22 protein-coding genes and 1 pseudogene are annotated in these 26,412 nt (G+C 71.1%); 7 read left to right on the top strand and 16 right to left on the bottom strand.

The window, feature by feature from the left end; genetic code table 11:
- Positions 1-125: 125 nt before the first annotated feature.
- Complete coding sequence (locus WMF31_RS28470; protein WP_436604968.1) at positions 126-1,007, top strand: NAD-dependent epimerase/dehydratase family protein; 882 nt, start codon at positions 126-128, stop codon at positions 1,005-1,007.
- A gap of 281 nt (positions 1,008-1,288) precedes the next feature.
- On the opposite strand, the gene WMF31_RS28465 is transcribed toward WMF31_RS28470, so the two are convergent.
- Positions 1,289-2,368, bottom strand: coding sequence for an MFS transporter (locus tag WMF31_RS28465; RefSeq protein ID WP_436604967.1), 1,080 nt, complete (start codon positions 2,366-2,368; stop codon positions 1,289-1,291).
- A pseudogene (locus WMF31_RS28460) lies at positions 2,281-2,706 on the bottom strand (GTP cyclohydrolase II); the annotation flags it as partial. The pseudogene WMF31_RS28460 and the gene WMF31_RS28465, both read right to left, overlap by 88 nt.
- A gap of 11 nt (positions 2,707-2,717) precedes the next feature.
- Here WMF31_RS28460 and WMF31_RS28455 point away from each other — a divergent pair.
- On the top strand, positions 2,718-2,825 hold the full coding sequence (locus WMF31_RS28455; protein ID WP_436604966.1) for a hypothetical protein: 108 nt from the start codon (positions 2,718-2,720) through the stop codon (positions 2,823-2,825).
- Between the two features lie 255 nt (positions 2,826-3,080).
- Here the strand turns inward: WMF31_RS28455 and WMF31_RS28450 are convergent, their stop codons facing one another.
- The 11 genes from WMF31_RS28450 to obgE form a co-directional block, all read right to left on the bottom strand.
- Positions 3,081-4,061 carry a PLP-dependent cysteine synthase family protein gene (locus tag WMF31_RS28450; protein WP_436604965.1) on the bottom strand — a complete coding sequence of 327 codons (981 nt, stop codon included), beginning with the start codon at positions 4,059-4,061 and terminating at the stop codon, positions 3,081-3,083.
- A complete protein-coding gene (locus WMF31_RS28445; protein ID WP_436604964.1) occupies positions 4,058-5,242 on the bottom strand; it encodes an acyl-CoA dehydrogenase family protein in 1,185 nt (394 codons plus the stop codon). Before WMF31_RS28445 ends, WMF31_RS28450 begins: the two co-directional genes overlap by 4 nt.
- Before the next feature lie 57 nt (positions 5,243-5,299).
- On the bottom strand, positions 5,300-6,073 hold the full coding sequence (locus tag WMF31_RS28440; protein WP_436604963.1) for a thioesterase II family protein: 774 nt from the start codon (positions 6,071-6,073) through the stop codon (positions 5,300-5,302).
- Positions 6,074-6,130: 57 nt separating this feature from the next.
- A complete protein-coding gene (locus WMF31_RS28435) occupies positions 6,131-7,357 on the bottom strand; it encodes a benzoate/H(+) symporter BenE family transporter (protein WP_436604962.1) in 1,227 nt (408 codons plus the stop codon).
- Between the two features lie 76 nt (positions 7,358-7,433).
- Complete coding sequence (locus WMF31_RS28430; RefSeq protein ID WP_436604961.1) at positions 7,434-8,876, bottom strand: FkbM family methyltransferase; 1,443 nt, start codon at positions 8,874-8,876, stop codon at positions 7,434-7,436.
- Between the two features lie 16 nt (positions 8,877-8,892).
- Entirely contained in the window at positions 8,893-10,059 is a 1,167-nt protein-coding gene (locus WMF31_RS28425) for an alpha/beta fold hydrolase (RefSeq protein WP_436604960.1), read from the bottom strand.
- Between the two features lie 76 nt (positions 10,060-10,135).
- A complete protein-coding gene (locus WMF31_RS28420; protein ID WP_436604959.1) occupies positions 10,136-10,507 on the bottom strand; it encodes a cupin domain-containing protein in 372 nt (123 codons plus the stop codon).
- Positions 10,504-11,493 carry a chlorinating enzyme gene (locus WMF31_RS28415; RefSeq protein ID WP_436604958.1) on the bottom strand — a complete coding sequence of 330 codons (990 nt, stop codon included), beginning with the start codon at positions 11,491-11,493 and terminating at the stop codon, positions 10,504-10,506. Before WMF31_RS28415 ends, WMF31_RS28420 begins: the two co-directional genes overlap by 4 nt.
- Positions 11,490-13,388, bottom strand: coding sequence for an amino acid adenylation domain-containing protein (locus tag WMF31_RS28410; protein WP_436604957.1), 1,899 nt, complete (start codon positions 13,386-13,388; stop codon positions 11,490-11,492). The genes WMF31_RS28415 and WMF31_RS28410 overlap by 4 nt, the downstream gene beginning before the upstream one ends.
- 845 nt (positions 13,389-14,233) lie before the next feature.
- Positions 14,234-14,878, bottom strand: coding sequence for a Uma2 family endonuclease (locus WMF31_RS28405; protein WP_436604956.1), 645 nt, complete (start codon positions 14,876-14,878; stop codon positions 14,234-14,236).
- A gap of 83 nt (positions 14,879-14,961) precedes the next feature.
- Positions 14,962-15,984, bottom strand: coding sequence for a GTPase ObgE (gene obgE, locus WMF31_RS28400; RefSeq protein WP_436604955.1), 1,023 nt, complete (start codon positions 15,982-15,984; stop codon positions 14,962-14,964).
- A 96-nt stretch (positions 15,985-16,080) separates the two neighbouring features.
- Here obgE and WMF31_RS28395 point away from each other — a divergent pair, with 96 nt between their 5' ends.
- Positions 16,081-17,577 (top strand): ATP-binding protein, encoded by a 1,497-nt coding sequence (locus WMF31_RS28395; protein ID WP_436604954.1) that lies wholly within the window; start codon positions 16,081-16,083, stop codon positions 17,575-17,577.
- A 381-nt stretch (positions 17,578-17,958) separates the two neighbouring features.
- On the opposite strand, the gene WMF31_RS28390 is transcribed toward WMF31_RS28395, so the two are convergent.
- Entirely contained in the window at positions 17,959-18,642 is a 684-nt protein-coding gene (locus WMF31_RS28390) for a hypothetical protein (protein ID WP_436604953.1), read from the bottom strand.
- 620 nt (positions 18,643-19,262) lie between these two features.
- Here WMF31_RS28390 and WMF31_RS28385 point away from each other — a divergent pair.
- Positions 19,263-20,261, top strand: a complete 999-nt coding sequence (locus WMF31_RS28385) for a diacylglycerol/lipid kinase family protein (RefSeq protein ID WP_436604952.1) — start codon at positions 19,263-19,265, stop codon at positions 20,259-20,261.
- Between the two features lie 42 nt (positions 20,262-20,303).
- Here the strand turns inward: WMF31_RS28385 and WMF31_RS28380 are convergent, their stop codons facing one another.
- Both WMF31_RS28380 and WMF31_RS28375 read right to left on the bottom strand, forming a co-directional pair.
- The gene (locus WMF31_RS28380) at positions 20,304-21,617 is read right to left on the bottom strand and encodes an inositol-3-phosphate synthase (protein ID WP_436604951.1); all 1,314 of its coding nucleotides are present in this window, start codon (positions 21,615-21,617) and stop codon (positions 20,304-20,306) included.
- Between the two features lie 376 nt (positions 21,618-21,993).
- On the bottom strand, positions 21,994-23,208 hold the full coding sequence (locus tag WMF31_RS28375; RefSeq protein WP_436604950.1) for a hypothetical protein: 1,215 nt from the start codon (positions 23,206-23,208) through the stop codon (positions 21,994-21,996).
- Between the two features lie 12 nt (positions 23,209-23,220).
- On the opposite strand from WMF31_RS28375, the gene WMF31_RS28370 reads away from it, so the two are divergent.
- The 3 genes from WMF31_RS28370 to WMF31_RS28360 all read left to right on the top strand — a co-directional run bounded on the left by WMF31_RS28370 (position 23,221) and on the right by WMF31_RS28360 (position 25,909).
- Positions 23,221-24,639 (top strand): PQQ-dependent sugar dehydrogenase, encoded by a 1,419-nt coding sequence (locus tag WMF31_RS28370; protein ID WP_242516007.1) that lies wholly within the window; start codon positions 23,221-23,223, stop codon positions 24,637-24,639.
- A 200-nt stretch (positions 24,640-24,839) separates the two neighbouring features.
- Complete coding sequence (locus tag WMF31_RS28365) at positions 24,840-25,295, top strand: hypothetical protein (RefSeq protein ID WP_436604949.1); 456 nt, start codon at positions 24,840-24,842, stop codon at positions 25,293-25,295.
- The gene (locus WMF31_RS28360) at positions 25,292-25,909 is read left to right on the top strand and encodes a hypothetical protein (RefSeq protein WP_436604948.1); all 618 of its coding nucleotides are present in this window, start codon (positions 25,292-25,294) and stop codon (positions 25,907-25,909) included. Before WMF31_RS28365 ends, WMF31_RS28360 begins: the two co-directional genes overlap by 4 nt.
- The last annotated feature ends 503 nt before the right edge of the window (positions 25,910-26,412 follow it).

Genomic DNA, 26,412 nt, shown 5'->3' with positions numbered 1-26,412 from the left:
GGAGCCCCCTCCCCGAGCAGCCGCTTTCAAGCCTTGAGCGCGCCACCTTGGCCGTGGGCACCGAGCTTCGATGCGCGAGGCGCGAGGCGCGAGGCGCGAGGTGCTGGTAGAAGGGCGCAGAGACCATGAACGACCTCTCCCCCCCGCTCCTCGTCCTCGGCTGCGGCTTCACCGGCGCGGTGGTCGCCGGCCTGCGGAGGGCGTCCGGCGGCCGCGTCGTCGCGACCACGCGCTCTCCGGAGCGCGCCGCCGAGCTCGCGCAGCGAGGCGTCGAGGTGAGCGTCCTCCCGGCGCTCACCCCGGGGGCCGTCGACCGGCTCGTGCCGGACGGCGCGGACGTGCTCGTCGCCTTCCCGCCCGACGGCGCGACCGACGCCGCCATCGCGCCCTCGCTCTCCCGGGCGCGCGCGATCGCGTACGTCTCGTCCACCGCCGTGTACGGCGACGCGACCGGGCGCATCGACGAGGCGACGCCCACGTCGGCCGCCAGCCCCCGCGCCGCGGCGCGCCTCGCGGCCGAGGCCGTGTACCGCGAGCGCGGCGCCGTCGCGCTGCGCGCCGCGGGCATCTACGGCCCGGGCCGCGGCCTGCACCTGCGGCTCCTGCGCGGCGATTTTCGCATGACCGGCGAGGGCGCGCAGCAGGGCAGGAACGTCGTGTCGCGCGTCCATGTCGAGGACCTCGCGCGCCTCGCGCTCGCCGCCCTGGATCGCGCCTCCCCCGGCGAGGTCTTCGTGGTCGCCGACGACGCGCCGGTGCCGCAGATCGAGGTCGTCCGTTGGCTGTGCGCGCGGCTCGGCCTGGAGCTACCGGCGAGCGCGCCGCGGGACGCGGTGCACGAGACGCTCCGCCACGACCGCGCCGTGGACAGCGCGAAGATCCAGCGCGTCCTCGGCGTGGCGCTGCGCTACCCGAGCTACCGCGAGGGGTTCGAGGCGTGCCTCGCCGCGGAGGCCGAGGCGGCGGTGGCAACCGCCGCCGCGAGGGCTCCGCGAGGGCCAGGCTGAGCGTCGCGCGGCGCGCTCCCGGTCCGGTCGTCCCGCCGCGCGGGGGAACGAGGCGGCCTCGAACATGATGTCCGGCGGGCGTGCTTCACGTCGGAGCCGAGGACGAAGCCGCCGCGTGAGCTCAGCCAATCCCGGCAGGGGGTGGCTGCGCCAGGCAACGAGCCGCTCGTGAACACCTTCGGACTCCACGTCCTCAACCAACCGGCCGTCGATGAGCGCACCGGCGGCCGCATGCGCGCCCCGACCCCGAGCGGGACCGAGCCGCGGCGAGCAGGTCGCCCTCAGCGGCGGGAGAGCTGCGGGCGAGATCCCAGGGAGTCGGACGACGCGCTGGCACGAGGGCTGGGCGCTGGCCGGACGGTCAACAGCAACGCGAGCGCGCTCAGCATTCCGATGACCGCCACGCCGACGACGACCTCGACGCCGAGATCGTCGAAGAAGCGCCCGGCGCAGAAGGCAACGATGACGATGCCGAAGTTCAGGAGGCTCGCGTTCAGCGCGGTGATGGTGCCTCGGACATGGAGGGCGATCTGCACCAGGCCGGAGTGATGGACAGGGCCTGCGATGCCGTACCCCAGCGCCCAGACAATCCGTGCCAGCGCGGCCGTCGGCAGCGAGAATGGCGGGAGCACGCCCACCACCAGACATCCGGCGATCGTCGCGATGATGCCGCCGGCGACGACCCGCGAGCGCGAGCCGGCGAGCCTCTCCGTTCGGCCGATCAATGAATTCCCTATCACCGTCGCGAGCCCAAACGCGCCGACCATGATGCCTATGGATTCGGTCTGCAGGTGGAAGCGACGACGCAAGACCTCCGCCAGGACCGTGGTGACGCCGATCGAGAGCCCGAGCCACAGGAAGCTTGCGGCGAGCCGTCGCCGGACGCTGTAAATGGTGAGCGCTTCTCGGAATGTCCTCCAGAACCCGACGTTCCTGGCGATGGCGCGGCGAACGGACATCCGCCCTACCAGGACGGCTGCCACGAGCGACGCTGCCCCGATGAGGAGATACGCCGCTCGCCAGTCGACCCGCGCGGCGAGCAGCGCGCTGACGACCGGCACGACGACGAAGCTGATCGTCAGTCCCATGAAGACGCGGCCCGTCGCCGCCGGCTGGGCCTCCTCCTCGACGTTGTCGTTGATGATGGCCAGCGCGTTCGGCTGGACAGCGGCAGCGCAGATGCCTCCGCAGACGCCGCCCGCGAGAGCAGACGCAAAGGTGGGCGCGAGGGCGATGGAGACGGCTGAAGCGCCGAATCCGATGAGGCCTGGAATCAACAGGGGCTTACGGCCGAACCGGTCCGACAAGGGGCCGAGGAGCGGCGCGAGGGAGGCGTAGACGAGCGCGTAGCAAGCCGGCAACCAGGCAACTTGTGGGGGTTGTTCGTGAGGAGCCGGATCGACTCGATGCCCAGGTGCTCGATCATCGCGGCGGCGGGCTCATACCCCCGGGGATCATCGGGGAGCCCGAGGAGCCGGTTCGTGTCGATCGTGTCGTGCCCGAACGATTGCAGCTCATAGGCACGGATCTTGTTTGCGAGGCCGATCCCGCGTCCCTCCTGCCTGAGATGGAGGACGACTCCAAGCCCATACCGGCCGATTTCGGCCATCGCCGCCTCAAGCTGCTCGTGACAGTCACATTTCAGCGAGCCGAACACCTCGCTCGTGAGGCACTCGGAGTGGACACGAAGTGTGACCCCCGACTTCCGAGGTGCTCGTTCGATGGATTTGGGATCGGCTCGCGCCGTCGTTCCCCTTCTTGAAGCGGGTCACGATCTTCGAAACCTGCGACGCCCGCTGCGAGTACGAAGGCGACTAGGGCGACAAACGGGTTGAAAGCGCCTGAAAAGTGCAGAAACACGAACCGCCAAGGCGTCAAGGATGCCAAGGAGAGAATCAATTCTTGGCGTCCATGGCGCCTTGGCGGTTGAGCTCTCGCTTGTTCAATGTGATCGGTGCTCTAGCACCGCGTCGCGCGATTCCATTCCTGGAGCGACGACCATCGTAGGCCCCCGGCGAGGGGGCTCGTCGCGTGGATCGAGGTGCGCCGTTGGTCGATGTTGGGGGGCCATGCTCACGGGTACAGATCGGTGCTGAGGTACTTCAACCCCGAGTCGCAGGCGAGGCACACGACGGTCTCCCCGCGGTGCGGCCCTGCGAGCAGCTTCTCCGCGGCGGCGACGTTCGCGCCCGTCGAGAAGCCTCCGAAGATCCCCTCGCTCCGGGCGAGGCGGCGGGCGGCATCGATGGCCTCCTCGTCGCTCACGGTCAGGTAGCCGTCGCAAAGGGCTCGATCCAGCAGCGATAGCTCCCGGCTGTAGCCGCCGCCCTGGATGCGATGCCGCTGATCCGTGACCTCCCCGCCAGCCAGGAACGGCGCCGTTGCGGGCTCGACGACGTACGTGCGGATCGCCGGCAGCGCCCGCTTCAACGCCCGCGCCACGCCGGTGAACGTCCCACCCGTGCCCACGAAATCGACGAACGCTCTCACCCGACCGCCTGTCTGGTTGAGGATTTCTGCCCCTGTCCCGTGCTCGTGCGCTGCGATGTTGGCCTCCATCTCGAACTGGTCTGTCCGATAGGCACCCCGCTCGACGACGATGGCGCGGGCCCGCTCCTCGACGAGCTCGAGATCGCGCCCGCTCACCACGCCGCGCGCCGAGCCAGGGTGCTGCGGTACCAGCACGACCTCGGCGCCGAGCGCCATCATCATGCGCGCGCGCTCGATCGAGTTCCCCGCGCTCATCACCGCGACGAAAGGGTGCCCGAGGATCGCGCAGGCGATCGCCAGCCCGGCGCCGGTGTTGCCGCTCGTGAGCTCGACGACCGGCTGTCCGGGCCGAAGGGCGCCCGCGCGGCGGGCGGCGCGCACCATCGCCACCGCGATCCGGTCCTTCTTGCTGAGGCCAGGGTTGCGCGTCTCGAGCTTGAGCAGAATCGACCCCTCTTGCCCGCGGCACAGGCGATCGAGCGCCACGATCGGGGTATCGCCGATCGTATCGAGCACGCTCGCCACGACCCCCGCCCGCGCATCGCCCGGCCGCCCGGCCGTCACGGCGCACCACCCTGCCGATGGATGCCCTCGATGGCCAGCTGGGCGATGATGTCCCGCATCACCTCGCTCGCCCCGCCGGCGAGGGTCGCGGCGGGCGCGTCGCGGTAGATGCGTGAGATCGCCGACCCGTCCAGGTAGCCGGCGCTGCCGTGCAGATGCATGCACTCGGCGGCCACGCGGCTCGCGACCTCCGTGGCGCGGAGCTTGGCCATCGAGCATTCCGCGATGGGCAGCTCTCCCCGCTGGTACAGCCACGCGGCGTGGTAGACGAGCTGACGCGCCGCCTCGATGTCCGTCGAGAGGTCGGCGAGCCGATGCCGGACCGTGTGCAGGCCCGCGAGCGTCCCCTGGAAGGCGCGCCGGCCCAGGAGGTGGCGGCAGGTCTCCTCCATGCAGCGCACCATCCCGCCGACGGCCAGCGTCGCCGCGACCAGCCGCTCGAGCTGGAACCCGCGCATCAAGGAGATGAAGCCGCTCCCCGGTCTGCCGATCAGGTTGGCGGCGGGCACGCGCACGCCCTCGAAGCGGAGCTCCGCGGTATCCGAGCAATGCCACCCGATCTTCTCCTGCCGTGCCCTGGAGATGCCCGGGGAGTCGGCGTCGACGACCAGGAGAGAGAGCCCGACGGCGCCGTGCTTCGCCGCGGCCGACGCCGGCGCGGTGCGCGCCGCGAGCGTGAGGAAGCCGGCCGTCGTGCCGTTGGTGACGAAGGTCTTCTCGCCGTTGACGACGAAGCAGTCGCCGTCGAGCGTCGCCGTGGTGGCGATCCGGTTCAGGTCCGAGCCGGCGTCCCTCTCCGTGATCGCGAGCGCCGCGACCTTCTCCCCGGCGATCGCCTTCGTCAGATAGGCGCGTTTCAGCGCCTCGCTCCCGGACGTGGCGATGTAATGGGTCGCCATGTACTCATGCACGGACACGGCGGCGCGGAGCCCGGCGTACCCCGTGCGGCCGAGCTCCTCGAGAAATACGATGGAGTGGAAGAGGTCGAGCTCGGCTCCGCCGTACGTCCTCGGGTAATGGAGCCCGAGCAGCCCGCCCTGGCCCATCGCCTGCCAGGCGTGCCGCGGGATGCACCGGTCGCGCTCCCATTCCTCGGCGAAGGGGAGGACCTCCCGCGACAGGTACTCCCGCACGCGACCCCGAAACGCGTCGTGCTCGGGCGAAAAGTACACGGACTTCATGGCGCCTCGCGCTCCCTACCCCTGCTGTCCCGGTCCACGTGATGCCCTCCTCGCCCGTCAGCAGGATTCCAGCGTGGAGCGGATGTGACGCAACAACGCGTCTTCTGCCGTATGGAGGAAGAAATGCTCGCCCGGGAGCACATGCGCGGCGAACTGCCTCCTCGTGTAGTGAGCCCATTCCGGCATGCGGTCCGGCGGCGCGATCGCGTCGTCCGCGCCCGCGAACACGGTGATCGGGACGGCCAGCGGCTCGCTCGCCGTGCCCGACCACGTCTCCGCCAGCCGGATGTCCGCGCGCAGCGTGGGCGCGAGCAGCGCCATGAACTTCTTGTCTGCGAGGACCTCTGGAGGCGTCCCGCTGATGTCGCGCAACCCCTCGTAGAACTCCTCGTCCGGCAGGTGATGAATCGCCGGTATGTAGCGGGGGACGTGCGGCGCGCGGCAGCCGGCCAGCAACAGGTGCGCCGGGAGCGGCCTGCCCTTCGCCGAGAGCTGGCGGGCGAGCTCGTACGCCACCGCCGCGCCCATGCTGTGGCCGAAGAAGGCGAAGTGCCCGGTGAGCATGTCTCGCAGCGAATCCTCGATGGCTGCGAGCAGCGCGGGCCACTCGCGGTAAGCCGGCTCCTTGATCCGGCTATCGCGGCCAGGCAGCCGCACTGCCATGATGTCCACGTCCTCCGGGATGGCATCGACCCAGCGCCGGAACAGCGCGGGGCCGCTGCCGGCGTAGGGAAAGCAGAACAGGCGGAGGCGCGCGCTCGCCCGCGGGGCGGGGCGATAGATCCAGCGATTGGGGCCAGGGACCGCGGTGAGGATCTGCTCGATGCTCATGTGTGCCTCTCGGCGCGCGGCGGCCTGTCGCCGGCGGCCGTCCATCGCACGTTGACATCATCGGGGGTTGGCCCCCGCGGGGGCGCGGGCGGCGACCGTCTGCGCGGGCGCGGTGCGCCGGAACCAGCCGAGCACCGCCAGCGCGAAGACGCCGGCCACGAGCCCCCAGAACGCGGCGCCGATCCCGAGCAGCGAGACGCCCGACGCGGTGACCAGGAACGTGATCAGCGCAGGCTCGCGGGCACGCTCGTCGCTCATCGCGCCCGAGAGGCCGCTCGCGATCGTGCCGAGCAGCGCGAGCCCGGCCACGGCGAGCACGAGCTCTCGGGGAAACGCCGTGAACAGCATGCCGACCGCCCCACCCAGGGCGCCGACGAGCACATAGAAGACGCCGGCGGCCACGCTCGCCAGGTAACGCCGCCCCGGATCCTCGTGCGCCTCTTTGCCCGTGCAGATGGCGGCGGTGATGGCGGCGAGGTTGAGCGCGAAGCACCCGAACGGCGCCAGCAGGAGCGTGGTGACACCGGTCCAGGTGATCAAGGGAGACACCGGCGTCGTATAGCCAGAGCTGCGAAGGACGACCACGCCCGGGACGTTCTGCGAGGCCATCGTCACGACGAACAGCGGAACGCCCACCCCGACCAGGACGGGCCAGGAAAACGAGGGCATGGTGAATGTGGGCGTCGCAAGGACGAGCTGAGACGCCTCGAAATGGAGCAGGCCCTGCCACCACGAGAGCGCGACGCCCAGGAGCAGGACCGCGATCACCGCGTAACGAGGCCACAGGCGCCTGCAGAGCAGGTAGGCAAAGAACATCGCGAAGACCAGCAGGAACCTGGCCTTCATGGCCGTGAACACATCCATGCCGAAGCGGGCGAGGACGCCGGCCAGCATGGCGGAGGCGATCGGCAGCGGGACGCGCGCCATGACCCGCTCGAACCAGCCGGTGAGACCGCAAACCGTGATCAACGCCGCCGAGAACACGAAGGCGCCGATCGCCTCTGCCATGGATACGCCGGCGAGGCTCGTGGCGAGCAGCGCGGCGCCCGGCGTGGACCAGGCCGTGACGACGGGCGCCCGGTAGCGCAGCGAGAGGCCGATGCACGTAACGCCCATGCCCAGCCCGAGCGCGCCCATCCAGGAGCTCAGCTCGGCCGGCGTCGCGCCGGCGGCGCTGGCAGCCTGGAACACGATCGCGGCCGAGCTGGTGAAGCCGACGAGGACAGTGACGAACCCCGCGGCGACGACCGACAGCGGGATCGAGCTCGTCACGGACCTCGGCATGAACACACCTTCACGATGGCGTCAACCGGCCGGCGCGCCCCTGCGCGACCGGCGGGGGGCGCCGCGCCGCGCCGTATCACGCGGCGCCGCCACCCGCCTGGCGCGCCGCCAGCGCAGCGTCGATGGCGGCCGCCATGTCGCCGAGCCGGCTCGCCGTGAAGACGTCGTCCGGCGCCAGCACGTCGACCCCGAAGCTGTCCTCGATCCGCGCGAGCAGGCGCACTGCCGTCAGCGAGTTCCCGCCGAGCTCGAAGAAGTCCGTGTCATGGCGCAGCTCGCCCTCACCGAACAGCTCCCGCCAGATGCCGGCGAGGCGCGACTCGACCTCACCCTGGCTGCCCTCCGGCGCGCGCGGGGCGCTCCCTGCGCCGGACGTCGCCGCGAGCTCGCGCAGGCTCGCCTCGGCGGGGAGCGCGCTCACGAAGACGAAGCGCTCGGGCAGCGGATGACCGGGGAGCTGGCTGGCGATCGACGCGCGCAGGTCGTCGGCGAGCCTGCGTCGCGACGGCCAGCGCTCGGCGGGAGCAGGGGCCCAGGCCTTCGCGCCGGGGCGCCGCCCCTGAGCCCGGTGGGCGTACACGGTGTAGCAGCCCGTCTTCACCATGCGGGCATCACAGTCGTGCGCGACGACGAAGCCTCGGCCAGCGAGCATCTTCAGGACGTCGCCGAGCCGACCGCCGATGTCGTGGACCTCGATGACGAGCTGGGAGACCTTCGCCCACGTCGACTCGTCCATGCCGCGCAGGACGTCCATCTCGGCCTTCTCGACGTCGATCTTCAGCAGATCGATCTCCTCGATGCGCTGGAGCTCGACCACCTGCCGCAAGGTCATGACCTCGCAGCTCCGCCGCTCCATGACCATGCGATCCGCGACGAGGTCGTCCAGCTGGCGCCCGTCCTGCGCGCCCTCTCCCGTGACCAGGTACGCGCGCAGCACGTCGCGGTCCTCCGCGTCGGCGAAGCGGCCCGACATCACGGTGTTGTTCGGATAGAAGGTGAACTCGGTCCGACCCGCCTCGCTCCCCATGGCGCAGTTCAGCACCGTGATGTCGGCGCGGTGGATCTCGGCGTTGGCGCGCACCGCCCGGCTGAGCTCGGCGATGGGCTCGATCGCCACGATGCGCGCGTCCTTGCAGGTCTTCGCCGCGAGCGTGCTGAACATGCCGATGTTCGCGCCCACGTCGATGATGCACGCTCGCTCCGGCAGCTCGATGCCGTGCCGCAGGTAGGCGTTGTCGAGGAAGATCTCTCGATACAGGAAATCGGTCTCCGTGCGGTTCCGCTGCGCGACGAGCAGGTCGGCGCCCGGCTCGTGGAGCGACAGCCCCTCCAGGCGCCCGTCCGCCTCGAGCGCGCACGCGCGCCTGACCTCCCCCGCGCGATGCGCATCCGGGACGACGTACGCGACGAGCGAACGAGGTTCGCGGCCGCCGGACACGACGACGGCCTGCTCGACCCCGGCATGACGCCGGAGGCAAGAGGTGAGCGCTCCGATCAGATCCTTGTCATGGTGGCTCATGTTTCTGCCCGATTCTTCAGTTCGCTTCGGAAGCAATGAACCCGGCGGCCAGGTCGCCGAGGCGTGATCCGGCTTCGAACAGCGACAGGTGGTCCCCGTGCTCTCCGACGTGCAGCTCGGCGCGCGGCAGCTTGCCGGCGACATAGCGCGACCCCTCCGGGTGAGCCGTCTCGTCGTCATGGCTCGTCACCACCAGGGTCGGCTGGCCCGCTCGGTCGAGCAGAGGCCTGCAATCATGCTCCATGATCGTGCCGTTCAGTCGGCCGTAACGGTACAGGAGCTCGCCGCTCGCGTAGGGGTACATCACGTGGTGGGCCATGTCCGCGCGGACCTTGGCGAGCACCGACGGCCGCCTGAACATCTTCTGCAGCCCCGCGGCCTGAGCGCGCCCCCTGCCGGCCATCGCCATCAGCGTCTGGACGTCGCGCTGATGCTGCGTCTTCGGCGCGTCCTGGCCGAGCTCGTAGTCGCCGTGCCAGAGGCTCATCGACGAGATGCGCTCCGGCGCCATCCCCGCCGCGGCGAGCGCGATCACGGCGCCGCCGCACAGCGCCGCGGCGTGCGCGCGCTCGACGCCGACGTGGTCCATGACGGCGAGGAGGTCGCGCGCCTGCGCCTCGACGTCGTGCGCCCGCGCGTCGAACTCCTCCGCCGTGCCCATCGCGCCGAAGAGCCCTCGGCTCTCCCAGGTGACGACGCGGAAGTCCTGCGCGAGGCGGCGCATCCACGGCTCGCAGAGGCCGATCGGCATGCCGCACGCGGTGACGAGGACGACGGCCTTGCGGTCGCTCGGCCCGTCGACATAGATCCGGAGGCGGGAGCCGTCCCAGGACGCGATCTCCGAACGCGCGAGCACGGCCTCGACGCCGTGCGCGCGCGGGTGCTTTGCGATCTCGTCCACCTCACGGGGCATCGCGCGCAGCACCTCGGGCGGCAGCTCGAGCAGCGACGCGAGCGCCAGGCGATCGCTGATGATGAGCTCGAACGCGGACAGCGGGACGTCGTCGCGGTGCAGCAGGACGCGAGGCGCCGCGACGGCGTCTGCGAGCCGGTCGAGCAGCGCCTGGATCTCGTCACCCCGCTCGCCTCGCGTCGGGCGTCCGCTCGGGGCCGCGCCGGACCCCGTGGCCGCGGCGCGCACCGGCGCGTCGAGCACGCTCGCGAGCGGCGCGACGGACAGCATCGCGGCCGAGAGGCGCCGCACGGCCGCGCGGGCGCGCGCCCCGGGCTCCTCGCAGGCGCCCGCGGGCGCGCGAGGGTCAGATCCACTCAGAGGCGGCAGTAAGCTCATTGTCCAGCTCACCCGTGTTGACTGTGCTCTTCGGCTCGAAGAGCAGGACGTGCGCCTCACCCGTGGCCACCGGGAGATGGAGGACGCCGCGCGGCACGATGGCGAAGTCTCCTTCGCGAAGCCTGATGTCGCGGCCCTCGAGCTTGAGCGTGAGCTCGCCCTTGACGACCAGGAACATCTCGTCCTCGCTGTCGTGCTTGTGCCACACGAACTCACCGCTGAACTTGGCCAGCTTGACATACTGGCCATTCAGCTCGCCTACGATCTTGGGCGCCCAGTACCGGTCGATCAGCGCGAGCTTCTCTGCCAGCGACACGCGCTCGACAGCGTCGCCGCTCATGCGAGCGCTCCCTGCTGCGCGGGCGCAGCCGTGAGGTCTCGGCAGACGAAGCGGTGGCCTCGCGTGGTGCACGTCGCGATCCGGTTGTGGGTGAACTCGTTACGGCCGCTGACGAGCACCGCGCCGTACTTCTCCAGGCTCACCTTGCCGCCGTACTCCTCGATGATCTCGGTCTCGGGGTAGATCCTCACCGAGGTCGGCACGTAGCGCGAGACGAAGCCGAGCCGCATGTCCTTCGTCTTGCCGCTGTGCGGATGAGACGCGTGCATCAGCGTCGACCAGAACATGATGAACTGTCCCGGCCGCATCACCATCGAGACCGCCTTCGACTCCTCCGGCTTCCAGCTCGGATCGATCTGCAGCTGGCGGTAGTCGTAACCGAAGAAGCCGCGCCGTACGCTCCCCTTCTCGACGCTGTTGATCTGGCTCGGATCGTAGTGCATCCGCTTGGTCTCGTCGTAGAACATGGTGCGATGGGTGCCCGGGATGAACTGGAGGCAGCCGTTGTCCACCGTGGCCTCGGTGAACGCCGTCCACACCGTGATCGTCCCGCCAAACTCCTCGCTCTCCGGCCAGACGATCTGGGGTGAGCCGGAGGCGTTGGCGAAGGTGTCGGCCTGGTGCCAGTCCGTCCCCTCGTCGCCCGGGTACTTCGGGAAGAACTCGGTGCGCCAGCACAGGACGTTCGGTCCGAGGACGCTGGCGACGCGGTCGACGATCTCCGGCCGGCAGATGTGCGACGCGAGGAAGCTGTTGTCGAGGTGGCGGTCATAGTTGGCGATGTTGGTCACGCCGGACCTGGCCGCCTCGTCCTGGTAAATCGCGGCGCTGCGATCGAGCAGCTTGAGCCGCTCGCGCCGCCAGAGCTCCTTCATCTCGTCCGGCTCGTACAGCGTGAAGGGACCGGCATAGCCGAGCCGATGAAACTCGCTGGTCTCGTGCGGCGTCAAGGAGAATGCGGGGCTCGTCCCCGAAGCGATAATCATGACTGGAATCTCGACGGTTGTTTGTTGCTCAGTTCCTTGCCGATGCAGCTGGCCAGCTGCGCGATCGTCGCGCCGTCACCCATGACGGCGGGATCCAGATCCATGTCGAAGTGGGCGTTCACCCGCCCGAACATGCGGATGAGCGCGAGCGACGTCCCGCCCAGATCGAAGAAGTCCTCGTCCTTGCGGACGCGCGGCAGGTCGAGGATCTCCCGCCAGATCGCCTCGATCTGCGCCTCGATCGTGTCCCCCGCATCCGCGGCGTCGCCGTCCAGGTCCGCCACCCGCTGGCCCGCCGCCGGCGCGGGGAGCGCCGCGCGGTCGATCTTGCCGTGGGCCGTGAGCGGCAGCGAGGCCATGGCCACGTAGGCGGATGGCCTCATGTGAACAGGCAGCGCCGCGGTCGCGCGCGCCTGCAGCGCGGCCCCGACCTGCTCGGCCCAGGCCGGATCAGGCCGAGCGCCGGGCCTGGGGACGACGTACGCGACGAGCCGGACGTCGCCGTCGCCATAGTCGTGAGGTACGACGACGCTCGCGAGCACGTCGGGGTGGCCGGCCAGGCAGAGCTCGATCTCGCGCGGCTCGATGCGGAATCCCCGCACCTTGATCTGGTCGTCGGTGCGCCCGAGGTACGCGTACTCGCCGTTCGGCCTGCGCACGACCCGATCGCCGGAGCGATACATCGGCTCGCCGGAGGGGTCGCGCAGGAAGCGCTCGGCGGTCAGCTCCGGGCGGTTCAGGTAACCGCGCGTGACGCCCGGGCCGGCGACGTGGAGCTCGCCCGGCGCGCCGTCCGGAACCGGTCGCCCCCACTCGTCGAGGACATGGAACCGCAGGTCCGGAAGCGGGACGCCGATCGGGCTGATCTCGGGCGCAGCGAGATCCTGGCGGACGACGGGCCGGTACGACGCGTGGACCGTCGTCTCCGTGATCCCGTACATGTTGACGAGCTGCGGGCGCTGGTCGCCGCGGCGCGCGATCCACGGCGCGAGCGCCTCGGGGTCCAGGCGCTCGCCGCCGAAGATCACGAGCCGGAGCGAGAGCGGCGCCGGGGGATCACAGGCCAGATCGGCGGCGACGAGCTGGCGGAACGCGGAGGGCGTCTGATTCAGGACGGTGACCTGCTGGTCGCGGAGCAGCGCGAGGAACCTCGCCGGCGATCGCGACACGTCGAATGGAACGATCACCAGCCGTCCGCCATGGAGCAGCGCGCCCCAGATCTCCCATACGGAGAAGTCGAAGCTGATCGAGTGGAACATGGTCCACGCGTCTCGCTCGTCGAAGCCGAACCACGCGTGCGTCGTCTCGAACAGCCGGACGACGTTGCGGTGCTCGACGAGCACGCCTTTCGGCTTCCCGGTCGAGCCGGAGGTGTAGATCACGTAGGCGAGGTTGCTCTCGGAGGCGCGCGCCTGGGGCGCGCCGGGGAGCTCGGCGCCGGCGGGCGCCAGGTCGCGGTCGGCCAGGACGACCTTCGCCGCGCCGCCGCCCAGGCCGAGCGAGGCGATGCGCGAGACGCTGACGATGACCGATACGGCGCTGTCGCGCACGAGGAGCTGAACCCGCTCCGCCGGGTACATCGGATCGATAGGCACGTACGCGCCGCCCGCCTTCAAGATGGCGAGCAGCCCGACGATCATGTCGATGCCGCGATCCACGTGGAGTCCCACGAGCACATCCGGACCTACACCCAGCCCCAGCAAGGTGCGCGCGAGCCGGTCCGCGCGCGCGTTCAGCTCGCCATACGAGATGTCGCCCTCCGGCGCGCTGACGGCCACGCGATCGGGATGCTCCAGCGCCCTCGCCGTGAAGATCTCGTGCAAACATCTCCCGGACGACGGCTGCGTCCGCTCGCCCGGCGCCTGTCCTCGGGCGCCACTCCTGATTTCAAGCATTGCTATGTCCTCTGACAGAATGGCGATTGGCAGAGAGAGGGGGGCTGCCCATTCGTGCTGTCGCTCTCGCTCGAGACGGTCGACGCCCCGAGACCGCCTCCGCGCGATGCTTGCGCGAATCGCGCAGCAGATCTCGACATGGCGTCGACGCACGCCGTGGCGTGCGCGGGCGACGCGATGATGAGCCGTTTCCCCAGATCCCCAGAAGTATTTCGTTATCGAGGACAGACTATAGTGCGGATCTTGGTGGGTCAAGAAACAATTTTTGTCTCGGACGAGACGAACGGCGCGTGACTGCAATGCAGCGGTCGAGCGGACCGCGTGGAAATTCGTGCTCCTGTGCTTTGTTTCGATGATGTTTCATGGTCTGCACGATCTCGTCGCACGAATGCGCATCGGTCCTGGAGCAGGTGCCCTGTGCGCACATCGACCGATGAGAATAATTGATGGCGTCATGGTGCGGACCGGTCCGAGGCCGAGGGGATATCGACCCATGCGCTCGCCTCCGCCGAGCGCTCCGCATCTGAATCGCGGAGGGCTGCGCCGCGCCGCCTCGCGCTGGCGTCACCGTACGCCGGCGCGTCATCGTGTTTGCAGGGGGCTGCCTCGATACCTGCACCTGCACGCGGGGAAGGGCTGCGGCAGCTCGCCGAGGCAGACCGGGCGGCGGCTTGCTCAGGTACGCAGGAGGTCGCTTGTCGCAGGGGCGAGGCGGGCTGCTCGCCCGAGCGCGGGAGGCGACCGGACGGGCTGCCCTGGGTAGGAGCGCCTTGGAGGACCGCCGGTGCCGCAGGGGGGGTCGGGCGCGCGCGGCGCCCTCGCGGGGGCGCGCGCCGCAGCGCTGCTCACCCCTCGCCTTCTGCGCTGCCTTGCCGCTGTGACGTCTCCTGCTGGTCGGCCGCCTCGAGCTGATCGAGCTCGCGGAAGAGCGCGTCCAGATCGAGCGTCAGCCCCTCGCACCCCGGCACCGCATGGAGCAGGCCCCCGGTCGCGCCGAGGCGGTGCACGTAGCGCCCGTCCTGCGCGAGCCCGTAGATCTCGAGCGTGCGGAGCTGCGGATCGAGCAGCCAGTACCAGCGCACCCCGAAGGCGGCGTACTCCTCCATCTTCTCGACGCGATCGCGCCGGCCGTCCCGTGGCGCAGGGGAGACGGTCTCGATCATGATGTCCGGCGGGATCCCGACCGGCCCGCGGGCCGGGGGTTTCCGGGATCGCGAGAGGAACACGGAGACATCGGATTTGCGCCCGCGCCGCGGCTTGAGGGCGTACTTCACCTCGGAGCCGAAGACGAAGCCGCCGCGTGGGATGAGCCAGTCCCGCAGGGTCTGGATGAGCCAGGCGACGACCAGCTCGTGAACGCAATCGGACATCTCTTCCTCGACCAGCCGGCCGTCGATGAGCTCACCGGCCTGGTCTTCCGGCAGCGCTGCCCACTCCGCAACGGACAGAAGGCGGGGTGCCTGGGGCTCCGGGTACACGTTCTGGCTCACGCCGAGGAGGGTACCATCGCCGGGCGCCGCACGCCTCGATCACGCGCCAGTCGAGCCGGCAGGGCGCCGCCCTGCCGGCGCGCTCACCCCGCCGGCGCGCGCACGAGCGCCGCGAGCTCGCGGATGAGCTCGGGGACCCCCTCGCCGGTCGCGGCGCTGACGAGGTGGAGCTTCACCTTCGCCCGCGCGAACCGCGCCCTGAGCTTCGGGTAGGCCTCGCGCACCTCGGGCAGATCCGCCTTGGTCAGGGCGACCACCTCGGGGCGCTCGGCGAGCTCGGGGCTGAACTTCTTGAGCTCCTTGCGGAGCGCCCGGTAGTCGGCGAGCGGCTCGCGGCCCTCGCCGGGGTCGATCGTCACGAGGTGGAGCAGCGCGCGCGTGCGCTCCACGTGCTTCAGGAACCGGATGCCGAGCCCCACCCCCTCGCTCGCGCCCGGGATCAACCCCGGGATGTCCGCGATGACGAAGCTCGAGCCGCCCGACCGCACCCCGCCGCCGATCTCGACCACGCCGAGGGTGGGGGTGAGCGTCGTGAACGGGTAGTCGCCGATCTTCGGCCGCGCCGCCGAGACGGCCGCCACGAAGGTGCTCTTCCCGGCGTTGGGGAACCCGAGCAGGCCGACGTCGGCGAGCACCTTCAGCTCGAGGCGGATCTCGCGGGCCTCTCCGGGCTCGCCCGGCTCCGCGCGCCGGGGCGCCCGGTCGTGCGGCGACTTGAAGTGCAGGTTCCCGCGGCCCCCCTTGCCGCCCCGGGCCACGACGACCCGCTGGCCGTGCTCGGTCACGTCGGCGAGCAGCTCCCCGCTCTCCGCGTCGAAGATCTGCGTCCCCACGGGGATCTTCTCGACCCGATCGGCTCCGGCGCGGCCGTGGCAGTCGCTCCCCATCCCGTGCTCGCCCCGCTCCGCCTCGAGCGTGCGCGCGTACGTGAAGTCGAGTAGCGTGGACAGGCCTTCGTCGCCCACGAAGACGACGTCCCCGCCGCGGCCGCCGTCGCCGCCCGCGGGGCCGCCGAACGGAACGTACTTCTCGCGCCGGAATGCGATCGCTCCATTGCCGCCATCCCCTGCGACGACCTTCAGACGGCAGCTATCGACGAACCGCATGGTGGCGGCTCATAGCATAGAACTCAGGAAAGACCCCACTGCGGAAGGCGGCCCCGCGCCTCGGGTCGCCCGCCGGACCGCTCCAGGAGATCCCAGGTGCGCGCTCGAATCCTCATCGTGGACGACAACACGAGCCTCGCCGCCAACCTCCGCGACGTCCTCGAGGGCGCGCGCGAGCTCGACGTGGAGGTCGCCCTCGCCCCGGACGGCAAGCGGGGGCTCGCGGCCGCCCGCCGCGACGGCTTCGACGTCGCGGTCGTGGACGTCAAGCTCCCGGACGCGAGCGGCCTCGAGCTGATCGCCCCGCTCCGCGCGGCCTCCCCCCACGGCGAGATCGTCCTCGTCACCGGCTTCGCCACGGTCGACGCGGCGATGGCCGCGCTCCGGGCCGGCGCCTTCGCCTTCATCCTCAAGTCGTTCCGCCCCGAGGAGCTCATCTCGACGGTGGCGCAGGCGATCGAGAAGATCTCGCTGAAGCGGGAGCGGGAAGAGCTCGAGCGGCGGTACCGGGCGATCATCGACGCGGCGGACGTGCTCATCCTCGGCCTGACCGCGGAGGGGCGCGTCGCCCTGTTCAACCCGCGCCTGTCCGCGCTGACGGGCGTGGCCTGCGACGCCGCGATCGGCACGCCGTTCAGCGAGGCGCTGGTCGACGAGTCCGAGCAGCGCCGGTTCAACCAGTCGTTGCTCGGCGTCGTGGAGGGCGACGCCGCCGCCGAGGTCGAGGTCGGGGTCCGGGACGCGGTGGGCGCGATCCGCCGGATCCGCTGGCACCTGTCCGGCGTCCGCGACGGCGGTGGCGAGACCGATCTCGTGTACGGCATCGGCATCGACGTGACCGAGCGGCGCGCGCTCGAGCGGCGCGCCGCGGACGCCGAGGCCCTGAACGCCATGGCCCCGCTCGCCCTCGGGCTCGCGCACGAGATCAGAAACCCCCTGAACGCCGCGGTGCTCGAGCTCCACCTCCTGAGCCGCAGCATCGATCGTCTCTCGGACGAGGCGATCCGCGAGCCGATGAAGCGGCGGGTCGGCATCGTCGAGGCGGAGATCGCCCGCCTGGGCCGGCTCCTCGGCGAGTTCCTGGAGCTCGCCCGGCCGCGCGCGCCGCTCCGCGAACCCGTGGACATCTCGCGCGTCGTCCGCGACGTGCTCGACCTGGAGGAGGAGGCGTGCGCCAGCAACCGGGTCGAGGTCGTCCGCGATCTCGCGGACGACTGCTTCGCGCTCGGCGACGTGGAGAAGCTCAAGCAGGTCGTCCTGAACCTCGTGGTGAACGCGCTGGACGTGATGCCCGACGGCGGTGTCCTGCGGGCGTGCACGTCCGTGGACACGAACGAGGTATGGCTCTCGATCGGCGACACGGGCCCCGGGATCGATCCGACGATCCTGGCCGAGATCTTCGACCCCTTCTTCACCACGAAGGCGGCCGGCACCGGCCTCGGCCTCGCGATCGTCCGCAAGATCGTCGATCTGCACGGCGGCCGCGTGAAGGTCGACACGCACAGCGTCACGGGCACGACGGTCCGCGTCTGGCTCCCCCGCTTCACGGTCGAGCGGCCCGTCTCGTCCCCCCCCTACGGCGCCACCCTCTGACGCGCCGGCGAGCGGCGGCTCCCTACCCTCGACGTCGCCGGCGGGGGGAGGGGCACGTCGGGGGCTCACCTCCGGGGCTTGCGTTCCGGCGAGCCCCTTTCGTGGCTCGCCTCCACTCCAGCCCCTCCGGTGAGCCCCCGACGTGCCCCTCCCCCCGCCGGCGGGCAACGGTCCTCTCCGCACTCCGGTTGGACCGCCGAACGACGTCCGCCCGGCCACGAACTGCGTCCCGCCCCGGTCACGAAATGCGCCGCCGAACGGCGGTTTCCCGCACAGGAGACGGGCCCAGATCGGCGTTTTCGGCGCGCAGGCGTACGAAAGGACGCCGAGCACCGAGAACGTCGAGGTGGGCCCGTATTCGCAGCGGGGAACCGCCGTTCTTCAGCCGACGATGCGCATGGGGGGCTTGAGCGGCAGGGGGGGCTTCGAGCCGGGGGCCGACGGCACCGCCGAGGGCGCCGCCTTCGGGATCGCGTCGCCCTCGAGGGCGGCGAGCGCCACGAACAGCCGGTCCATGCCGTAGTCGAGCGCGACCTCGCGCTGGAAGACGTGGGCGACCTTGATGAGGCGCAGCGACGTCTGCTTGCCGAGGTCGATCTCGCGCTCGAGGAACGCCTCGAACGAGCCGTACCCCTTCGCCTGATACAGCTCCTGCTGCTGGATCTCGGCGAGCACCACCCCGATGTCGAAGAACCCCTTGTCGAGCCGCTTGCGGAGCGTCCGGATCTTCTGCGTCTGGTTGTGGAGCTCGGCGATCTTGGCCTTGATCTCCTCCGCGCCCGTCGGGACGCGGATCGTCGCCCGCGCGCTCCCGGGCGGCGCCGGCTCCGCGGCCCGAGCCCGCGCCTCGGCCGCGTGCTTCGCGGCGTGCCGCGCTGCCCAGGGCGCCGCACCCCGGAGACCGAGCTTACGCTTGGAGGCGCTCGCCGAAGATTTCGAGTCTTCCTTGATCACCGGATTCACGGGTTTCGCGAGCTGTGCTTCCGCGCCCCCTTTGGTGCTCGAAGAGGACTTCTTCTTCGTGCCCGTCGCCTTCTCGGAGCTGCCCTTTGTGATCTTCGCCATGTCGCTGCGTCCCCCGCTGGGTACGAGATCATCGCGGCCCCTCGCGCAAGCGCGCGCCGCCCGCGCGGCGGAAAGACCCGCACGGCTGTCAAGCCCAATTGGCTCGACAGGTCGTCGCCTTACCAAAAAATCGGCCTCCTCGTCCACTAACTTTCGGTGGAGGCTCCTCTCTTTCCCGAAGTCAGCATGACCCAAGATCGGCCCGCGAGCCAAAACCGACGAGCATTGCACGCTATCGAGCGCTCGAAAAGCGGTCGGCGGGCGCCGGGGGGGCGGACGCGCGCCGGCGCAGCGCAAGGTCCCGGCGGCGTGCCCCGCCGGCGGAGGCGCCGGCGAGCTGGCCGAGCCTGCTCGCGTCGCCGCGCTGCGCCAGGCCCTCCTCGCCCTGCCGTGAGGTGGATCGTCCTCCTGGTGCCTCCTCCAGGCACCCCCGGGACGCCGCACTCGCCATCTCGCGCACCCCTCCAAGCGCGGGGGGCCGTCGTGGTAGATCGCGGTCCATGCGCTCCCGGCCCCCCGCCTCCGACCCCGATGACGTGTCCCGCCAGGCCGAGACCGCTGATGCGTCGCGTCGTGCGGGGGAGGCACCGCGGGGGTCGGCGAGCGGTCGGATTGCCGTGGTGGTGAACGGCAATGCCAAGAGCGTGACCGCGGAGGTCATCGAGACGCTCGATCAGATCCTTGACACCGGAGACCTGTTCGTCTCCCGGCGGGTAGAGGAGAGCGAGGGCATCGCGCGCATCCTGGTGGACCGGGGCTACGGCACGATCCTGACGGGCGGCGGCGACGGGACGTTCACGGTGGTGGTGACGGCGGTCGTGAACGAGGCGAAGCGGCGCGGGCTGCCGCTGCCCCGGTTCGGGCTGCTCCGGCTCGGGACGGGCAACTCGCTGGCGTGGGTGCTCGGCGCGTCCGGGGGCGCGGGCGCGAAGGCGGGGCTCGCCGTGGATCTCCAGCGGCTGCGGGCCGAGGCCGGGAGCCGCAACCTGCGGCTGGTGGAGGCCGAGGAGACCCTGTCCCCGTTCTGCGGCTTCGGGATCGACGCGGTCATGCTCCGCGACTACAACGCGGTGAAGGCGCTGCTCGCGCGCGGCCCGCTGAAGCGGCTCGCGCCGGGGCCGGTGGCGTACGCCGTCGCCGCGACCACGCGGACGATCCCGAGCTACCTGGTGCGGCGCACGCCGCACTGCCGGATCATCAACGAGGGCAACGACGCGATCCGCGTGGGCGAGAAGGGGGCGATCCTCGGCGCGCCGATCCGGAAGGGCGGCGTCATCTACGAGGGGCCGGCCAAGATCGTGGCGCTGTCGACGATCCCTTACTACGGCTTCGGCTTCCGGATGTTCCCGTACGCGGACGACCGCCAGGACCGGATGCAGCTCCGCGTGTCGATGATCTCGCCGATCACCTTCGTCCGGAACTTCTCGAGCATCTGGAGCGGCGAGTACGGCGATCTGGAGACGGTGTTCGACTACTTCGTCGACGAGGTCACGATCGAGATGGACCCGCCGACGAGCTTCCAGATCGGCGGCGACGTCCGGGGGGAGCGGTCGCGCGTGCGGGTGCGGCTCACCGAGCCGATCCGGATCGTGGATTTCTACGCGCCGCCGCGGGGGTAGCGCCCCGGGCCGCGCGGCGCCTCCTCGCGGGCCGCGCCGCGGTCAGTCGTAGTACTCGTTGCCGAGGTGGGTGATGAGGTCCTCGCCCATGAGCCAGCGCATCGTGTTCTTGAGCTTCATCGACTGGATGAACAGGTCGTGCTCCGGGTACAGCCCGGGCGCGGTCATCGGGCTCTTCCAGTAGAAGCTCAGCCACTCCTGCGTGCCGCGCAGCCCGGCGCGCTGCGCGAGATCCAGGAGCAGCGCCAGATCGAGCACGATGGGCGCGGCGAGGATCGAGTCCCGGCACAGGAAATTGATCTTCATCTGCATCGGGTAACCGAGCCAGCCGACGAGATCGATGTTGTCCCACCCCTCCTTGGCGTCGCCGCGAGGGGGGTAGTACTCGATGCGCACCTTGTGAAAGAGCTTGCCGTAGAGCTCGCCGTAGGCCTCCGGGTTCAGGATGGTCTCGAGCACCCCGAGCTTGGAGACCTCCTTGGACCTGAACGACTCCGGATCATCGAGCACCTCGCCGTCGCGGTTGCCGAGGATGTTCGTCGAGAACCACCCCGTGATGCCGAGCATCCGCGCCTTGAGCCCCGGGGCGATCACGGTCTTCATCAGGGTCTGTCCGGTCTTGAAGTCCTTTCCGGCGATGGGCACCTCCTGCTTCTTCGCGAGCTCCCACGCGGCCGGGAAATCGACCGTCAGGTTCGGGGCCCCGTTCGCGAACGGGATCCGCTCCTTCATGCAGGCCCAGGCGTAGATCTGCGAGCTCGAGATCGCCGGGTGATCCTCGGCGAGGCCCGCCTCGAAGCGCGCGATCGAGGCGTGGACCTCCGCGGGCTCCAGGTAGACCTCGGTCGAGCCGCACCAGACGGCGACGGCGCGCGTGGCGCCGGTCTCGCGGAGGAACGCGCGGAGATCGGCGCGGACCTGCTCGACCATGTCGGCCTTGCTCGCGCCCTTCTTCACGTGGGTGCCGTGGAGCCTCCGCACGTACTCCGGGTAGAACACCGCGGGCATCGGCCGGATCCGCTCGAGCTCCTCGCGGACCGCATCGAGGTGCCGGCGCTCGAGCACGTCCGCGTGCCGCGCCGACTCGTAGGCGCTGTCCGGGAAGACGTCCCACGCGCCGAACACCAGATCCTCGAGCCCCGCGAGCGGCAGGAAGTCCTTGATCCTGGGCGCGCGATCGTCGGTCCGCCGGCCGAGCCGGATCGTGCCGAGCTGCGTGAGCGACCCGATCGGCGCCGCGAGGCCCCGCCGCGCGAGCAGGGTGCCCGCGATGGTCGTCGTGGCGACGGCGCCTAGCCCTGGAAGGAGGACCCCGAGCTTGCCCTCCGCCTTCCTGATCTCCTTCGGCTGCTTCACGTTCCCCCCCGTCGTGGGCGTCCGCCGGGCAGGGGCGGTGCGTCCGCCCGGTGCCGCGCGCCCGGCGAGCGCGACGTCGGCCGCGGTCGCGCGGCGCCGCAGCCGCCGGGAGCATGAAGCCCGGCGCGCGCGATCACCACGGTCCGGCGCGCGTCCGGCGGCGTTTCCGGCGCGCTCCCTTCGCCGGTCCTCCGACGCGCCCTTCAGCCCGGCGCCTCGGACGGCGATGCTCGGGCGCGTCCGGCTCTCGCGTCAGGATCCGCGCGGCGGAAGCCGCGGCAGGCCCGCGTGAGTGGTGCGGCCCCTTGGGCGCTCAGGCCCCTTGGGCGCTCAGGCCCCTTGGGCGCTCAGGCCCCTTGGGCGCTCAGTTGGGCGCTCAGGGGGCGGCGCGAGGGTATCCGGCGGCGGGGGTCATCGCCTCGATCCAGGCGCGGACCGCGGCCACCGTCGCCCCGTCGACACGGCGGGTCGCGAGCGGCGGCATCTGCTCGGGCGGCGCGCCGGGCACATCGCGCCGGGACATGGTGTAGAGCACGGCGCTGCGATCCGGATCGCGAGGCCTGATCCGGTAAAGAGGCGCTCCCGGCCGCGCCGTGGGCGGACGGAGCTTCGATGGCTGGTTGATCGCGGTCTGGACGACGCGCGTGTCGCGGACGTCGCCCACCCGGCCGCGCGCGTCGATGTCGAGGCGCATCTCGAAATGCGTCGCGACGCCGCGCGGATGATGGCACGAGACGCCGCAGTTGACGTGGAGCGCCCCGAGGGCGCGCCGCTCCACGGCGTCTCCGGGCACATCGAGCGCGGCCGCGTCCGGGAGCGGGCCGCCGTCGCTCCTCGCGAGCAGGCCGAGCCGGACGAGCTCGGCATACGTCAGCCCGCCGGCCTCCGGCGCGGCGAGCAGGACCGCCTCGAAGCCGAGCGGGTTGTCGGTCTTGCCCGCATGGCAGCGGATGCAGTCGACCTGCGCCGGGACCGCAAAGCCGGGCGCGTCCGGCACCTCCGGGACACCGGTCTTCACCTGGAGCGCGCGCGCGCCGTCCTCGGACCAGACGTAGGTGGCGCGCGTCCAGCGGTCCTCCGCGGTCTTCCACAGGAGCCTTGTCTCGATCCGACGGTGCGCCCCGGAGGCGGGCGCGCGGAACTCCTTCCACAGCTTCGTGCCGACCGGGAAGATCCAGTCGTTCATCCGGGAGACATCGATGGTCGAGCCCGGAGGGAGGTAGATCCAGCGCGTCTTCTCGGTGCCGTCGCTCCAGAGCTCGAAGGCGGGTCGGTACTCGCGCACCCCCGCCGCGAGCGCGCGCGCGCTGAAGTCGCTGTAGAGGCCGGTGCAGCGGAGATCCGCGGGATCCTCGTCGCCCTCCTCGCAGGGCGGCGGCGCCGGGGGGGCGGCGACCTGGCCGCTCCCGGCGCGCGCGTCTACCGCCGTGCCGGGGGCGGACGGCGGCGCCGCGGCGCCGGGCCGGGAGGGCGGCGCGGGCAGGGGCTCGGCCCGGGGCGTCTCCTGCGCGCCGCAGCCGCTGCAGCCCGAGAGCAGCAGCGACGCGGCCGCCGCTTGCCACGAGCGGCCTCTCGGGGCGAAGGTGAGCACGGAGGTTCCCACGTGCCCGAGAGACCGAGCCACCGGCGCGCCGCGGCGCGCGCTGCCTGCATGACGAGAGCGTACCATCGGACCGCCTGGTGCCTCCTGCTCGCGGGCAGTGTAGCCGCCTGCGAGAAGCGCGTGCAGGTCGCGGGGCCACCCGAAGGGCCCCGCGAGGGCGGCACGGTCGGCCAGACAACGGCAGGGAGCGCGGCCCAGGCGGCCACGGCGGCCCCCGCCGCGGCGCAAAGCGCACCGGCGCCAGAGAGGGCGACTGCGGCCCAGGGCACATCCGCGGCCCAGGGGGCGCCCGCAGCACAACAGGGCGCATCCGCGCCTCCGGCAACCGATCCGGGGCTCGCCCGGCCCGCGAAATGTAGCGGCATTCCGCCGCTGAAGCTCACCCTGGTCGCGAGCGGGCTCGACCAGCCGACCTACGTCGCCGCGCCGCCCGGCGACCCGGCGCGCCTCGTGGTGCTCGAGAAGACGGGGACCATCCGGCTCATCAAGGACGGCGCGGTCGTGCCCACGCCCTTCCTCGACGCGCGATCCCGCGTGTATTTCCCGGCGCCGAACGCGGAGGGCGGCCTGCTCGGCCTCGCCTTTCACCCCGATTACGCGACGAACGGGCGCTTCTGGATCCATTACTCGTCGAGCCCGCGCGGCAACGTCGTGATCCAGGAGTGGAAGCGCGCGGCGGACAGCGGCGATGTCGCGCACCCCGAGCCGGTCCGCACCCTGGTCGACGTGAAGCACAGCGCCTGGAACCACGTCGGCGGGATGCTCGCGTTCGGCAAGGACGGTCACCTCTATGCCGCCATCGGCGACTCCGCGCGATCGCCGAGCCCCGCGCCCGATCTCTCCTCGAAGCTCGGCAAGATCCTCCGCATCGACGTCGACCAGCCGGACGAGGCGCCGGCGGGCAACATGACGGGGGGAGATCCGATGATCTGGGATTACGGGCTCCGGAACCCGTGGCGGTTCAGCTTCGATCGGCTCACCGGAGACCTGTACATCGGGGATGTCGGGCAGAAGAGCTGGGAGGAGATCCTGGTGGAGCGCCCTGGTCAGGGCAGGAACGACTACGGCTGGGACGCGATGGAGGGCGCGCATTGCTATCCTCCGGGCGCGACGTGCGCGCCGCGCGGCGTCCCGCCCGCGGTCGAGCACCCGCGCAGCGAGGCGGGCTCGATCGTCGGCGGATATGTCTATCGCGGGGCGAAGATCCCGTGTCTGCGCGGCCGCTATCTCTATGCGGATTACGTGACGGGGCGCTTCTTCTCCTTCGTGTGGGACGGCAAGGCGGCGACCGACCGCGTGGAGCTCACCGCGGTCCTGCGCCCGAACGGGCTCCCGTCCTCGTTCGGCGAGGACGCCGCCGGGGAGATCTACGTGGTGATGTTCAACACCGGGCGGCTCTACCGGATCGACCCGGAGTGAGGCGGGGCGCCGCGAGCGCGTCGCCTGGCGGACGGGCAGCGTCCGCTCGTCCCTGGTCCAGCGGAGCCTGGCCGTGTGCAGCGCCTGACCAGCGCGCGAGCAGGCGCCCGGGGGGCTCCGCAGCCCCGAGATCCGCGCGAGCTGCCTGGGTTCCCCCGTCCGCGCTCGCCGGGGCCGCGCCGTGGAGGTAGACTCGGGGCATGAGGTCTGCTCCGCGCGGGAGTTTCCGGTACGACTTCGCCGTCTACGACGGTCAGGGACGCCTCTCGGCGCTGCTCGAGGCGAAGCGCCGGTTCGGGACCGACTCGTCCTGGGCCCGCTCGTGGCATGCGATGACCGCAGGAGGCACGGAGCCGCCGGCCGATGTGAACGTCGTGCTGGTCACGCCAGACCGCATCTATGCCTGGCGGCCCGGGGCCGGTGCGGCCGCGAATCCCGACTGGATACTCGACGCGGTCTCGTGGTTCGAGCCGTACTTCCAGCGGCTGCAAATTCCCGCTGCAGAGGTCGATCCGCACGTCTTCGAGGCGATTGTCGGGCTCTGGCTCCATGATGTCGTGCAAGGCGACATGCCTGCCGATAGCGATACCCAGCGTGCCCAGGGCTTGCTCGAGGCGCTTCGGGGAGGAGAGGTCGTCTCGCGGGTTGCAGCATGAGAGTGTACGCCGAGAGCAACTTCGTTCTGGAGATCGTTCTCGAGCAAGAGCAACATCTGGCGTGTGAAGAGCTGATGAGTCTGGCCCTCGGGGGCTCGATCGAGCTGGCGGTCCCGGCCTTCGCCACGCTCGAGCCTCACGGGACCATCGTGCGGCGCGAGGTGGAAGGCGATCGGCTCCGCAAGGAGCTCGCGCTGCGGATGAGGGAGGTTCAGCGTACGGCGTCGATGGCTGCCGACGCTTCGAGGCTCCGCGACGCGTCCGAGCTGCTGATTCGCGCGGAGCACAATGCTTCGAAGCGTTTCCTCGAGGTTCGCGCGCGGCTGCTCGATGCCGCGCGCATCATCGCGCTCGACGGCGCCGCGCTCCGAGCGGCGGCGGCGCTGGTCGATGAGTTCGGGCTCAAGCTACCGGATGCGGTCATGCTGGCCTCGGTGCTCGCAGACGCGACGGCGCGACCCTCCCCGAGCCTGTTCCTCAACCGCAACACGAAAGACTTCTATGACCCTGGCATCGTGGCGCGCCTCGGTGAGACACGGTGCGAGTTCGTCGGGAGCTTCGACGGCGGCCTTGCACGCGTGAGAAAGATGCTCGAGACGACATCTGCCGGTTGACCTCTGAGCCGGCCGCACTGTCGCGGAAGCGTGGTCGGCTTCGCCGGAGGTGGTGAACGGCGTTCCAGGCAATGTTCCGAGCCTGATCCGAGGTGGTCGAGCCCCGCCCCGGAAGTCCCGCGGGCTTCGTCGGAGGTGGTCGAGCCCCGCCCCGGAAGTGCGGCGGGCTTCGTCGGAGGTGGTCGAGCCCCGCCCCGGAAGTGCGGCGGGCTTCGTCGGAGGTGGTCGAGCCCCGCCCCGGAAGTGCGGCGAGCTTCGCCGGAGGTGGTCGGCCACCGCCCCGGAAGTGCGGCGGGCTTCGTCGGAGGTGGTCGGCCACCGCCCCGGAAGTGCGGCGGGCTTCGTCGGAGGTGGTCGAGCCCCGCCCCGGAAGCCCCGCGGGCTTCGCCGGAGGCGCGCCGGACTGTTGCTCGGCCAACGCGCTTCCGGAGCGCTCAGGAACAGAGGCGGCCCGCGGCCCTTGCGCCGACAGCATCGCTCATGACGCGGCCTCGCCCGCTGTA

The sequence above is a fragment of the Sorangium sp. So ce1036 genome (genome assembly GCF_051369805.1).
In the GTDB taxonomy this organism is placed as follows: domain Bacteria; phylum Myxococcota_A; class Polyangia; order Polyangiales; family Polyangiaceae; genus Sorangium; species Sorangium cellulosum_F.
The sequence above is the reverse complement of the archived record's forward strand: the minus strand, read 5'-3'. Positions and strand labels throughout refer to the sequence as shown.